Raw genomic sequence first — 12,826 nt, 5'->3', positions numbered from 1 at the left:
CGCCTGTTCTGACGGGCGACGCGCCGGTGGCGCCCGTCAGGACAGGCGCAGCATCATGGCCGAGGCGACGTAGTGCCCGTTGAGCACCGCGACGAAGACGGAGGTGTGCACGTCAGGCCTGGGACGGTACGCGACCAGATCGGTCTCCGCCGTGTACGTGACCGTCCCGTACGGCGCGACCGTGACGGGCGAGCAGGTCTCGGGCGGCAACCCGAACCGCTTGCGCAGCGCGAACGCGAACCCGATCCCCCCGCGCAACGTCTCACCACCCCCGTTGCGGATCTGCCGGGCAGGCCGGGCGACGGTGCCGCGTACGGCGTCCACGTCCACCGGCCCGTGCAGCACCACGGTGGGCTCCCCGCTCTCGCTGGTCCACCAGATGTCGCCGCACCTGCGGCACTGCAGCGTCCGCACGGTGAGCCCGTCGTGGACGACGTGCCGCAGGGTGACCAGCACGGCGGTGTCGCGCAGGCAGCTCGGGCAGGTCTCGTCGCGCTGGGCGACCTGGCGGAGGCCGTCGAGTGCGGGGCCGCCGTAGTTCCAGCCGGAGACGTAGATGGCGGCGGCCACGTCGCGGACGGTCCGCACCTGGAAGTCGGCGATCTCGTTCTCCAGCCGGGTGACCTGGCCGGCCAGGCCGGGCGCGAGCAGGTCGGCCGACAGGTCGCGCACCTGGTCGCGCAGGCCGGCGATCTCGGCGGCGTCCACGACGGGCTCCAGCCAGGGCAGCCGTTCCAGGCGCGGCAGGATGACGTTGTGGAGCTGGGACAGGCGGCGCACGACGACCTCGTCGGCGCGCGGAGCCGGCGTGCTCCTGAGGGCGGCGCGCCCGTCCGGCCACGGCACGACCAGGCCGGGGTCGCCGAGCAGGCCGAACCGGTTGAGGTAGCCGTTGATGGGGTGGACGCGCCCGGCCAGCCGCTCGACGACGCGGCCCAGCGGCAGCCCGTCGGCCAGCGCCGACTCGAACTCGGCCTGGGCGCTGCGCTGCACGATGTGCACCCCCATGGCGCCGACCACCGCCACGGCCGTCCCCTCCATGAACCCCAGGGCGAGGGCGATGTGGTTGGGGTAGATGTTGGCGCCGACGCCGATGGATCCGCAGCTGTGCGTGAAGACGACGGTGGCGTGCACGTCGGCGGCGGGCAGCCGCTGGTCCTCGGTGAGGTCGGCGCGGTGGCAGCCTTCGCCCTTCATGCAGGGCATGTGCCGGTAGTGCGGCTCGAAGGGCGGCAGCGGGCCGTCGATCGGGTCGGAGCGCCCGCAGATGATGCCGTCGGGCAGCCCCACGCAGCACTCCTTGCCGAGGCTGCGCACCACCACGACCTTGAGCCTGCGCTCGCGGACCACGTCGAGGCCGGCGAACTCGACGGTGTCGGCCGACTCCGAGTCCTCCAGCATGGGGTGGGAGGCGATGAAGACGCGGTCCTCGCCGACCGCGCCGACCGTCAGGCTCCGGTAGACCAGGCAGGCCAGGGACGGCAAGTCGCGGGCGGTCAGCACGCCGACGCTCGCGCCGGTCGCGCCCGGCCAGTCGCCGGCCGCCGTGAGGTCCTCCGCCAGGCCCACCACGGCGACCAGCTCGCCCGCGTGCCCGGCCAGCCGCTTGAGCAGGTGCTCGGGCTCGACCTGGTGGTGCTCGCGGCCGGTGGCGGCGGCCAGCATGCGTCCCGCCGCCGCCGCGTCGCCGACGGACATCACCACACCGGGCCGCTCCGCCCGTTCGATCTCGGGCAGCGCGCCCTCAGGGAACAGCGACCGGTAGCGGTCGAGCGCCCGGCAGGCCAGCAGCGGGAAGGGGCGGCCGGGCGTCCAGTCGGCGGCGGCGGTCGCGTAGCCGGCGGCGTCGCGGCACAGAACGGTGGCGTCCATCACTGGGCCTGCCTGTCGGGGAGCGCGGTGACCAGCGCGTCGAGGTTCCTGCCGGCGTCGTGGCGGCGCAGCATCGCGGCCTGTTCCGAGAGCCTGCTGTTGCGGAAGTAGTCGCGTAGCGGGGGTTGCGTGCCGAGCACTGCGCGGACTCTCGCGCGCAGCCTGCCGACCAGGACGGAGTGGCCGCCGATGACGAAGAAGTCGTCGTCGGGGCCCTTGGGGGCGATGCCCGTCAGCTCGGTCCAGACGCCCGCCAGCCAGCTCTCCAACGGCGCCACCCCATCCAGCCCAGCCCCACCGACCTGGTCCGATCCCGCCTCGCCCGCGCTGCCCAGAGCCCCTGCCCCCGCGCCCGCGCTGGTCAGGCTCGCGTGGGCGCGTCCGGCCGTACTCGCGTCGGCACCGGTCAGGCCCGCGTGGGTGCGTCCGGCCTCGGCGCGCCGCTCCTCGACGGTCGCGGACAGCGCCGCCCGGTCGAGCTTGCCGGTGGGCGTCAGCGGCAACCGATCGAGCACCGTCAGCCCGGGCACCATCCACAGCGGCAGCCGCTCAGCCAGATAAGCCCGCAGCCGCCCAGGAATGTCCCCATCACCACCCTGAGCGGGAACGACGTACGCCGCCAGCCTCCTGCCGTCCCCCTCGCCCTCGACGATGACGGCACCACCGGCCACGTCCGGATGCGCGACCACCTGCGCCTCGATCTCGCCCAGCTCGATGCGGTAGCCGCGCAGCTTCACCTGCCTGTCGATCCGCCCGGTGAACTCCAGCACCCCGCCGGCCCCGCGCCGGGCGAAGTCACCCGTCCGGTACATCAGCTCCCCAGGCACGGCCGGATCGGGCACGAAGGCGGCCTCGGTCAGCTCGGGACGGCCGAGGTAGCCCAGGGCCAGGCACGGCCCGGCCAGGCAGAGCTCGCCCGCCTCGCCGTCCGGGACGGGCCGCAGGTCCTTGTCCAGCACGTACGCCCTGACCTCCCCCAACGGCAGCCCGATGGGGATGAAGCGGGTGTCGTCGGCGACGGCGGTGACCTCGTGCCACGTCACGAACGTGGTCGTCTCCGTGGGGCCGTAGGCGTTGAGCAGGTGGCCGGGCCGCCCCACGGCGAGCACGTCGCGGGCCCTGCGCGGGTCGAGGGCCTCGCCGCCGACGACCAGCACGCGCATCGGGGCGAAGGCGGCCGGGTTCCCGGCCGCGATCTCGTGGAACACCGACGTGGCGACCAGCGCCGTGGTGATGCCGTGCCGCTTGATCGCCTCGCCGAACTCGGCGGGGTCGGTGAGCAGGTCCCTGGAGATGATCACCAGGCAGCCGCCGCTGGTGAGCGCCCCGTACACCTCGAAGGTGGTGGCGTCGAAGGCCGGGTTGTTGATCTGGGCCATGCGGTCCGACGGTGACAGGGCGGGGTCGCGCAGGCTGCGCAGGAAATGCGCGACGCCTTCGTGAGAGGCGAGGACGCCTTTCGGCGTACCGGTCGTCCCGGAGGTGTAATAAATGATGGCCACCTCGTTGGCGGGCCGGGCGGGCGGTGCTTCCGGTGGCATCGCGGCTATTTCCGCGCGGTCGGCGTCGACCAGCAGTGCGGGTGTGCCGGGGAAATGTCCGGCCAGCTCTTCGACGGTGATCACGATATCGGCCCGGCTGTCCCCGGCGATGAATTCATGGCGAGCCCTGGGCAGCGCCGGATCCATGGATACATAGGCGGCGCCGGCCTTTCCCGCGGCGAGGAACGCGGCGATCCTGTCCACGCCCTGGGGCAGGCAGACCGCGACCGTGCCGGCCGCCGGCAGGCCGCGCGCGACCAGCGCCTGGGCCAGGCGGTTCGCCTCGCGGGACAGGTCACGATAACTCAGCTCGCGACCCGCGTCCGGATGCTGAATCGCAGGAGCGCCGGGCGTCCTGGCGACCTGCTCCTCGAAAAGACTGGAAATTGTCGGGCTCATTCTCACTCCTGATGGCAGTACATATCGCGGGCGCTTGCCGCCCGGCGCGCACGCTCCGGGAGAATTTCCGCCCTCGTCGGAACGGTCGCCATTCGTTACGATCGCCGTTGTGACTGATCATCTCTTTTCCGTGGACCGGGCAGTCGATTCTTCGCCGGAACTCGTCACCGTCGCCGATCCGCGGACGGGCGCGGCGCGCGGGGCGTACCGGCCGGCGAGGGAGCGGGAGGTGGCCGAGGCGGTGTCGGCCGCGCGGGAGGCGCTGCCGCGCTGGTCGGCGCACGTGCCGGGCGAGCGGGCCCGAGCCCTGCTGCGCCTGGCGGAGGTCATCGAGGAGCGGTCCGCCGACTACGCCGCGGCCGAGCGGGCGGGCACCGGCAAGCCGGAGGCCGACGCTGTCGCGGAGGTCGCGACGAGCGCCGACGTGCTGCGCTTCTACGCCGGTGCCGCACGCGCCGACCTCGCCCCGGCGGGCGGCAGGCGGCTGCCCGGACGGGAGAGCTGGGTGCGGTGGGAGCCGCTGGGCGTCGTGGCGGCCGTGGTCCCGTGGAACTATCCGCTGCTCATGGCCATGTGGCGGCTCGCGCCCGCCCTGGCGGCGGGCAACACCGTGGTGCTCAAGCCGGCCGAGACCACGCCTGACAGCGTCCTGCTGCTGGCCGGTCACGCCGAGGAGACGCTGGGCGCCGGCATGCTGACCGTCGTGCCGGGCGACAGGGAGACCGGCAGGCTCCTGGTGCGCGCGCAGGTGGACGCGGTGGCGTTCACCGGGAGCGTGGCGGGCGGGCTCGACGTCGCCGCCGCGGCCGGGGTGCGCAGGGTGAGCCTGGAACTGGGCGGCAACTGCCCTGCGCTGGTGCTGCCTGGCGCGCCCGCGTACACGTACGCCGAGCTGGCCGCGGCCTCGACGTACAACGCGGGGCAGAGCTGCGCGGCGCCCGCCCGCGTGATCACCCTGCGCGACAACTACAAGGAGACCGTCGAGCGCCTCGCGGAGGCGATGGCGGCGCGCGCAGCCGGCGTCGGCTTCGGCCCGCTGAACAACGCCGGCCAGGCCGACCGGCACGACCGCATCCTCGCGCTGAGCGGCGCGGGCGTCGAGCACACCGGCCCCGTCACGGCCGGGCCCGGCGAGTCCGGCGGCTACTGGCGGCCCGCCCGCGTCCTGGCCGACCTCGAACCCGGCGCTCCGGCGATCGTCGAGGAGGTGTTCGCGCCCGTGCTCACCGTGCAGGCCGCCCGCGACCTGGAGGAGGCCGTGCGGCTGGCCAACGGGCTGCCCCAGGCGCTGGCGGCCAGCGTCTGGGGCGCCGAGGTGGGGCCGGTGCTCGGCCTGGCGGGCGCGTTGAACGCGGGGGAGGTGTGGGTGAACTGCCATCTGGAGCAGACCGCCGAGCTGCCGCACGGCGGGCGGGGGCAGTCCGGGCACGGCACCGACCTGAGCGTGCTGGCACTCGCCGAGTACCAGCGGCCCAAGACCGTCACCGTACGACTGGGGTAGCCGGAGGTAGGAGGTCATGTGCGGGCCTCGTCCCGCTGCGAAGGGGTAGGAGGTCATACGCGGGCCTCGTCCCGCTGGGAGGTCATGTGCGGGCCTCGTCGCGTTGGAACGGGTGTCTGCCCAGCCGTTCCGTCACCCGCGCCGCCAGGTGCACGCCGAACAGGTGGTACAGGAACGGGGACAGCTCCTCGCGCACCCGTCCCGCCACCGGGAACGTGGGGTACGCCGCCGCCTCCGCGTCGCCGTCGTCCGCCACGACGACGACGTGCCTGCCCAGCTCGCGGGCCCGCGCGGCGATCCGGCCCGCGTGCGGCCGGGAGCGGCCGGGCGGGGCGAGCACGTACACCGGCATGTCGCGCGGGTAGGCCCACCGCTCGACGTGCGCCCACTCCTCCAGGTCCTGGCCCAGGGCGAACAGCCCGGCCGACTCCACCAGCTTGGCCGCCGCGAACATGGCCGTGCCGTGACTCGGCCCGCTGCCCAGGACGACGGCGGACGCGTGCCCGGCCAGGTACGCGGCCTCCTCCCGGGCGCGTACGCCGGTGGCCCGGTGCGTCGCGGCCACCGCGTCGGCGAGCGGGCCGAACTCGGCGTGCAGCGCCTCGGCCCCGCCCAGCCGCATCGCGATCAGCGTCAGGCCCAGCAGGCTTGCCTGGTACGTCCGCACCCCCGGCGACGGCTCCAGCCCGGGCAGGTCCACCAGCAGGACCCGCTCGGCAACCTCCGTCACCGGCGAGCCGTCCGTGCCGGTCACGACCAGGGTGAGCGCACCGTCGGCGGCGGCCCGTTCGAGCGCGGTCAGCACAGCGGGCGTCCGCCCTGACGCGGTCGCCGCAACCACCAGCGTCCGCCCTCCACCGGGAGTTCGCTCCCCACCAGGCGTCTGCCCGCCGCCGGGCCAGTGCGCCCATGGTGCGTCGTAGGCCGCGAACCGGAAGGCGCCGGAAGGCCGGCACGCCACCCCACCGAGAGAGGCGAAGGCAAGCTCGGCCGCGCAAGAGGCGTGATAGGAGTCACCGTCACCCACCAGCCAGACCCGCTCGACGGCACCGACCTCCGCCGAGCCCAGCACCTCAAAGGCCCGCCGCGCGAACACACCGGCCCGCTCCCGCAGGTCGTCGGCGAGCCGCTCAGCCTGCCGGACAAGAACGTCGGGGTTCACTTGATCCCCCTGACGATCTCGACGTACTGCCGGACCAGCTCCACGTCCACGCTGCCGCCGAAGCCACCCCGCTCCAGGCAACTCCCCACGAACGCACCGTCGGCCTGAGCCAGCAGCCGGGCAGCGTTGGCGTGGTCGGTGTGCCCGGCCAGGATGATCGGCACGTCGGGCACGGCGGCGCGGACGGAGGCGATCAGCTTCGTGGTCCTGCGCTCGTCGGCGTGACCGAGCACCACCGCGTCGGCGCCCACCTTCACGGCCGCCCTGGCCACCTCGGACGTCGGCTTGTCGCCGCCGTACCAGGTGAAATGGCTGGAGTCGACGTCGGCGAGCACCCGGACGCCCCGCGCCCCGACGCGGTGCCGGTACTCGATGACGCCGATCGGGTCGGCCGTCACCAGGCCGTGCTCGGTGAGTGTCGCGCCGACCAGCGCGCCCGCCCTGATGAAGGAGGCGCCGGTGACGGTGGCGACGGCGAGCGACGCCCTGAGCGCGTTGCGCATGAGCTGGACGCCCACCTGGAAGCCGGGCCCGGCCGCCTGCACGATCGCGTTCACGACGAGGGCCATGGCGGCGGTCCTGGCCGCGTCCGACTCGTCGTCCACCCGGTAGACCCGCTCCACGGTCTGCACCAGGCAGCCGTCCGCGCCGCCGTTGAACAGGGCGCGGGCGGACTCGACGGCGGTGTCGAGGGTGCGCTGGAAGCTGCCCTCCTCGTAGTACGGGGTGCCGGGCAGCGGCTTGAGGTGCACCATGCCGATGATCAGCTTCGACATGGCGTCACCGTGGCGAGGCCAGGGTGAAGGCGGACTCCAGCCGGTCGAGCGCGGCCCGCAGGTCCTGCTCGCGGCGCGAGCTGGTGATGCGGACGACGCCGCCGGAGAAGCAGAAGGTGAGGATGCCGGGGAAGACCGACACGCCGCTGTCGCGCAGCAGGTCGCGGAAGCAGCGGTAGGAGTCGTCCCAGCCGGTGAACTCGACCATGGTGTTGATGGAGTAGCGCGGCTCCAGCACCCGGGCGGGGATCCGCGCGAGCACGCTGCTGGCCTGGCCGCGCAGTGCCGTCAGGCCCGCCTCGCGGCGCAGCCGTTCGTCCCGGTAGGAGCGGTAGGCGGCGATGAGCGGGCCGAGCCGCATGCCGTAGGCCGGCTCGAACTCGCCGACCTCGGCGGCGGTGGGCGTGACGAGGCCGGTCAGCAGCCAGCGCTCCATCCTGGCCAGCACTTCGACGATCGTGTAGAAGAACGACGGCGGGCCGCCGAACGTGGTGGAGGCGTACTCGTAGTAGTCGGCCACGAACCGCTCGTCCGCCAGCAGCCAGCCCACCTTCAGTCCCGGCGCCGACCAGGTCTTCGACAGGCTGGAGACGCGGATGACGTTCGGCGCGGCCCGGAGGGCCGAGCAGGGCCGTGCCGGGCCGAGCCATTCGTGGCACTCGTCCAGCACGATCATGGTGGACGGGGAGGCGGCCCTGATCAGCCGGGCCAGGTCGGCCTCCTCGACGGCGGCGCCGGTCGGGTTGCCCACCGTCTGCAGCAGCACCATCGGGGTGTCCGGGGTCAGCGCGTCGATGAGCGGCTGCAGCGAGGTGCGCCCGTCCAGCGAGGGCAGCGGCACCAGCCGCACCTGCGACCGGCGGGCCACGGTCTCGACGAGCGGCGGGTAGTTGGGGATGGCGCACAGCGCGGGCGAGCCGGTTGGCGGGGCGTCGTGCAGGACGAAGTCGGCCAGCGAGCTGACCGCGAAGGTGCCGCCCAGGGTGATCGCCACGTTCCCGGCGCCGTAGGCGGGGGTCTCCATGCGGGCGTTCTCGTACTCGGCGACGGCCTCGCGCACCGGGAGGCGGCCACGGGAGTCGGAGTAGCCGTACCAGTCCATGTCGAGGGCGAAGCGGACGCAGTCCTTCAGCGTCTGCGGCAGACCCCACGCCTGCTCGTCGATGGAACCGCCGGACAGGATGTGGGTGGCCTGCGGGCGCAGCTCGCCGTAGAGGTCGTCGCGGAAGTACCAGTTGAACAGCTCCTTGACGAAGCGCACCGTGGCCCGGGAGCCGAGCACGTCAGCGGGCTCGACCGTGCGCAGCACGGTGGCCGAACGCCACCGCTCGGCCTGCCCCGCGCGCAGCGCCCGCGCGCCCAGCTCGCACTCCACCCGGCCGAGCCACAGGTCGCGCAGCTCCAGCGGGTCCTCCGGGTTGCGGGCGCGGGCGTAGACGTCGAGCATCCGGTCGTCGACGGCGGGCACGAAACCGTCGGCGAAGCCGTCGCGGCCGGCGAAGGAGGCAGGCGCTCCGGGGACCGCGGGAAGGCGGGCCGGACGTACGGACTCGAATAACCGCATGGCGTGTCCTTGAGGCTCGGCGATCACATGATGCGCAGCCGCTTGAGATGGCGCGGGGCAGCGGAGGCCGCGGCCGCCGGCGGGCTCGCGGTACGCCCGTGGAAGAAGAAGGTGTTGTCGATCACGACGATCATGCCCCTGGCCCAGTGGACGCCCGTGGCGGATGTGCCGTACATGGCGGCCAGCAGGCTGAGCACGGCCCGGTTGACGTCGTCCGCGTCCTGCCCCAGATGGGTCCACTGCAGGGTCTGGGAGAGGAAGTCGCGGAAGGAGAAGACCGGCCGGCCGTCCACCGTGCGCAGGAGGTGCGGGCCTTCGGCGCTGTGGCGGTACCGGGTCACGCGCAGCGTCGCCGCCGCCTGCGGCCCGATCCTGCTCTCCACGGCGGCCATGGGCACCAGCACCGTCTGCGAGGCCGTCGGGTCGTGCCCGGGGGCGACGCACATCAGGACGATGTAGCGCGGTTGTTCGGCAGCCTTCCTGCCGCTGCTCTCCGTGTGCAGCGACAGGGAGTTCGTCGCGAAAGGCTGCAGGGACACGTCGGCGGTGGTCGCGTGCTCGCGGCGGAGGTTGAGGATGACCTCCTCCTCGACGTACGGCAGGACGGCCGGGTCCTTCTCCGGCATCGCCTCGCCGAGCAGCGCGCCGAAGGCCAGGAACCGCCGGGCGGGCAGCGGCTCGTCCAGTTGCACGACGGCGCAGCCGGTCGAGGCCAGGCATTTCAACGCGTCGCGCACCGGGCCGTCGAGAAACGCGGCGGCCGTCGCGTGGATTATCGGTGTGGCGGGCGGCGGAAGAATGCCGCCGCCGTCGAGCAGCTTTTCTCTGGAGGTCACATGCTGGTCGGTTGAATTCTCTGTGAATGCACCATGATGCATAACTCACACTCCCCGTGAACCCGAGTGCATGCTATCCGGAGCGCCAGCCCCTAACTTCTTGTGGCGTGCGCTCTCGCCCGGAGTTCTGGCACGACGCGAGTCGCGAAAAGCTCGATCGTCTGCCAGTCGAGCGGCGGGCGGCAGCCGAGCAGGAAATCCCGTACGCCCACCTCCGCATAGGCCAGCAGGTCGGTGACGCATTGTTCGGGGGTGCCGAAAGTCAGATATTCGGCGAGGTCGGGGGAGCCGGGCGGGAGCAGGGCGAGCCGCTCCGCGCGGCGCCGCCCGGCCTCCTCGGGGGTCGGCGCGAGCACCGCCCTGAACGTGATCGACTGGCGGATCTCCGCGGGCCGGCGGCCCTCCTCGGCGCAGTAGCCGGCCAGCAGGCCGACCTTGCGGCGGTAGCCGTCCAGGTCGCCGGCCAGGGTGTTCCAGACGTCGGCGTGCCTGGCCACGACGCGCAGCGTGCGCCGCTCGCCGCCGCCGCCGATCACCAGCGGCAGCCGCCGCTGCAGCGGGCGCGGGCGCAGGTAGGCGTCGGTCAGCCGGTAGTGCTCGCCGTGGAAGGTGACCCGCTCGCCGTCCCACAGCCTGCGCAGGATCCCGCAGTACTCCTCCAGCATGGTCAGGCGGGTGCCGGAGTCGGGGAAGGGCAGGCCGAACTGCTCGTAGCCGAGGTCGGGGCCGCCCGCCCCGACGCCGAACTCCAGCCGGCCCGACGAGATGTGGTCGATGGTGGCGGCTGCGGCGGCGGCCACCGCCGGGTGCCGCCAGGTGACCGCGGACACCAGCAGCGCGCAGCGCACCCTGCTCGTCCTGGCCGCGAGCGCGGCCAGCAGCGCGGGGCCGTCGAAGCAGGGGCCGTCGGGCCCGCCGAGCGGCGGCCGGTAGTGGTCGAACAGCGAAACCCAGTCGAAGCCCAGTTCCTCCGCGCGCTGCCAGAGGCCCAGACACTCCTCGAAGGTGCTGTACTGCTGGCCGGAGTGAACGCCGAATCGGAGCATGACTCCCCATTGATCTCGTTCGGGCGGGGGTGGTCCAATGTGTCACACACCAGGTCCGGCAGGCCATGACCGGAGGTCCACGTGCGAATCGTGCGCACGCCAGTCGGCAGGACGAACGGCGCGGACGTGCACGCGTACACGCTGGACGCGGGGAACGGCTTCGCCGCCACCGTGTGGACCTACGGCGCCACGCTGGTCGAGGTCCTCGTCCCGGACCGCGCGGGCCGGGTCGGCAACGTCGTGGTCCGGCTGCCCGACCTGGGCTCCTACACGGACCGCCGCCGCCCCGCCTACGTCGGCGCCACGGTCGGGCGCTACTGCCGCTGCGTCTCCGGCGGCCGGTTCACCCTCGACGGCGTCGAGCACGAGCTGGACCGCAACGAGGGCGGGCACCACTTCCACGGCGGCACGCTGGGCTTCGACGGCCACGTCTGGGAGGCCGACGCGGAGACGCGCGGCGACCGGCTCGTCCTGCGCCTGACGCTGGAGAGCCCCGACGGCGACCAGGGCTACCCCGGCGACCTCACGGCCGAGGCGCGCTACGAGCTGAGCCCCGACGGGCGGCTGGCCTTGACGTTCGGCGCGGTCACCACGGCGCCCACCATCGTCGGCTTGACCAACCACGCCTTCTGGAACCTGTCCGGCGGCTCGGAGCCGATCGACGGCCACCGGCTGGCGCTCAACTCCCGCCGCACCGTCGCCTTCGACGACGACCTCGTCCCGCTGCCCGGCCCGCCGCGCGACCTGACCGGCACCGCGCTCGACCACACCGAGCCCAGAAGCCTGGCCGGGGCCAGGCTCGACAACTTCTTCGTGCTCGACGACCCCGCCTGGGCGGCCGAGCTGTCCCACGAGGCCAGCGGCAGGACCATGTGGGTGACCACCGACCAGCCCGGCCTCGGCGTCTACTCGGCCGACCACTTCCACCGGCCCAGGGCCGGGCTCTGCCTGGAGGCGGGCGCCTGGCCCGACGCGCCCAACAGGCCCGACTTCCCCTCGGTGCGTCTCGACCCTGGGCAGCGGTACGTGCACCGCACCGTGCACGAGTTCCCCATCGCCAGAGGGCATTCAGACAGAGCACGATAGCGGTTGTCGGCGGCCGGGCGGGCCGACTAGCGTCCGGCTCATGTTACTAACGGGGAATACTCCCATCGAACTGGGAGGAAACCAGGTACGATTCGATCCCGACACGCACATTCGCAATGTCTACAACCGCCCCCAGAGCTTTCTCTACGATTCCGACGGCGTCGTACTGAAAGGAATTCGTGGCACGGCCGGCGCGGCCGAGCTGATCGAGCGGGGCGTGGAAGTCGGAGCCGATCGCATCACCATGGAAAGCGGCGCCGAATTCGAGCTGCACACGCATCCGGGCGCGCACATCCTGTACGTGCTCAGTTCACGCGGCTATATCCACGTGGACGGCGTCGACTACGAGATGGTCGCCGGTGACACGGTTTACGTGCCGGCCGACTACGCGCACGGGGTGAAGACCAACCACGCGGTACGCGAGCCGCTGGAGCTGCTCTCGTTCGGCGTGCCGCACCTGCCGATCGACTCCACGCAGCGGATGACGGTCGTGAAGCCGGCCATGGTGGCGGACCGGGCATGACCCGGCCGGGCGGCGCGGCCTGGGCGTGGGAGGACGGCCAGGACGCGGCCGAGCTGCACCGGCTCCTCGTCCTGTGCGACGCCTACCAGGCCGCGCGGTCGGGGACGGCCGCACCCGCCAGGCGGATCGAGACGACCGAGGCCCTGGTGTCGCGCGGCTCCGTGCACGTGCTCAGGCGCGACGGCAAGGCGGTCGCGTCGTTCACCCTCAGCGGGTCGCCCCCCTCGGGGCTGGACACGGCCGCCTTCCCCGCCGCCCGCGACCCCGTCTACCTGAGCAGGCTGGCGGTCCTGCCCGAGCTGCTGGCCGAAGGCTCCTTCGCGGGCGTGCGCTGCGTCAGGCAGGCGATCAGGCTGGCCACCGGCGCGGGGGCCGACGTGCTGCGCGCGGAGGCCAACCCCGACCTCGCCGACACCAGGACCATGCTGCTGGGCCTCGGCTTCGAGCAGCAGGGCCCGGTCCACGCCGATGAGCGCGGCAGGCGCTACGTCCACCTCCAGAAGTTCCTACGGCAGTGAGG

At 73.0% G+C, this 12,826-nt stretch carries 11 protein-coding genes; 4 read left to right on the top strand and 7 right to left on the bottom strand.

Annotated features, from left to right (window positions below):
• Window positions 1–36 precede the first annotated feature (36 nt).
• Together ABD331_RS10095 and ABD331_RS10090 are read right to left on the bottom strand one after the other, a co-directional pair.
• Window positions 37–1,872, bottom strand: coding sequence for a hypothetical protein (locus ABD331_RS10095; RefSeq protein WP_344472939.1), 1,836 nt, complete (start codon window positions 1,870–1,872; stop codon window positions 37–39).
• Window positions 1,872–3,812 carry a non-ribosomal peptide synthetase gene (locus tag ABD331_RS10090; protein WP_344472938.1) on the bottom strand — a complete coding sequence of 647 codons (1,941 nt, stop codon included), beginning with the start codon at window positions 3,810–3,812 and terminating at the stop codon, window positions 1,872–1,874. The genes ABD331_RS10095 and ABD331_RS10090 overlap by 1 nt, the downstream gene beginning before the upstream one ends.
• A 109-nt stretch (window positions 3,813–3,921) precedes the next feature.
• Here ABD331_RS10090 and ABD331_RS10085 point away from each other — a divergent pair, with 109 nt between their 5' ends.
• Entirely contained in the window at window positions 3,922–5,313 is a 1,392-nt protein-coding gene (locus tag ABD331_RS10085; protein WP_344472936.1) for an aldehyde dehydrogenase family protein, read from the top strand.
• An 82-nt stretch (window positions 5,314–5,395) separates the two neighbouring features.
• Here ABD331_RS10085 and ABD331_RS10080 read toward each other — a convergent pair whose 3' ends face one another.
• The 5 genes from ABD331_RS10080 to ABD331_RS10060 all read right to left on the bottom strand — a co-directional run bounded on the left by ABD331_RS10080 (window position 5,396) and on the right by ABD331_RS10060 (window position 10,697).
• The gene (locus ABD331_RS10080) at window positions 5,396–6,475 is read right to left on the bottom strand and encodes an SIS domain-containing protein (protein ID WP_344472934.1); all 1,080 of its coding nucleotides are present in this window, start codon (window positions 6,473–6,475) and stop codon (window positions 5,396–5,398) included.
• Window positions 6,472–7,251 (bottom strand): BtpA/SgcQ family protein, encoded by a 780-nt coding sequence (locus ABD331_RS10075; RefSeq protein WP_344472932.1) that lies wholly within the window; start codon window positions 7,249–7,251, stop codon window positions 6,472–6,474. Before ABD331_RS10075 ends, ABD331_RS10080 begins: the two co-directional genes overlap by 4 nt.
• Before the next feature lie 4 nt (window positions 7,252–7,255).
• On the bottom strand, window positions 7,256–8,815 hold the full coding sequence (locus tag ABD331_RS10070) for a pyridoxal phosphate-dependent aminotransferase (protein WP_344472930.1): 1,560 nt from the start codon (window positions 8,813–8,815) through the stop codon (window positions 7,256–7,258).
• A gap of 23 nt (window positions 8,816–8,838) precedes the next feature.
• Window positions 8,839–9,651, bottom strand: coding sequence for a TauD/TfdA family dioxygenase (locus ABD331_RS10065; RefSeq protein WP_344472927.1), 813 nt, complete (start codon window positions 9,649–9,651; stop codon window positions 8,839–8,841).
• A gap of 92 nt (window positions 9,652–9,743) precedes the next feature.
• Window positions 9,744–10,697 carry an LLM class flavin-dependent oxidoreductase gene (locus tag ABD331_RS10060; RefSeq protein ID WP_344472925.1) on the bottom strand — a complete coding sequence of 318 codons (954 nt, stop codon included), beginning with the start codon at window positions 10,695–10,697 and terminating at the stop codon, window positions 9,744–9,746.
• A gap of 90 nt (window positions 10,698–10,787) precedes the next feature.
• On the opposite strand from ABD331_RS10060, the gene ABD331_RS10055 reads away from it, so the two are divergent.
• From ABD331_RS10055 to ABD331_RS10045, 3 genes are read left to right on the top strand one after another with little or no spacing between them, the layout of a single operon-like run.
• The gene (locus ABD331_RS10055) at window positions 10,788–11,783 is read left to right on the top strand and encodes an aldose epimerase family protein (RefSeq protein WP_344472923.1); all 996 of its coding nucleotides are present in this window, start codon (window positions 10,788–10,790) and stop codon (window positions 11,781–11,783) included.
• Between the two features lie 40 nt (window positions 11,784–11,823).
• Window positions 11,824–12,306, top strand: coding sequence for a cupin domain-containing protein (locus ABD331_RS10050; protein ID WP_344472922.1), 483 nt, complete (start codon window positions 11,824–11,826; stop codon window positions 12,304–12,306).
• Window positions 12,303–12,824 (top strand): hypothetical protein, encoded by a 522-nt coding sequence (locus ABD331_RS10045; protein WP_344472920.1) that lies wholly within the window; start codon window positions 12,303–12,305, stop codon window positions 12,822–12,824. Before ABD331_RS10050 ends, ABD331_RS10045 begins: the two co-directional genes overlap by 4 nt.
• Window positions 12,825–12,826 lie beyond the last annotated feature (2 nt).

This window comes from Nonomuraea monospora, from assembly GCF_039531895.1.
Taxonomy (GTDB): domain Bacteria; phylum Actinomycetota; class Actinomycetes; order Streptosporangiales; family Streptosporangiaceae; genus Nonomuraea; species Nonomuraea monospora.
Note: the sequence above shows the minus strand (reverse complement) of the source record. Positions and strands in the feature narration are given on the sequence as shown.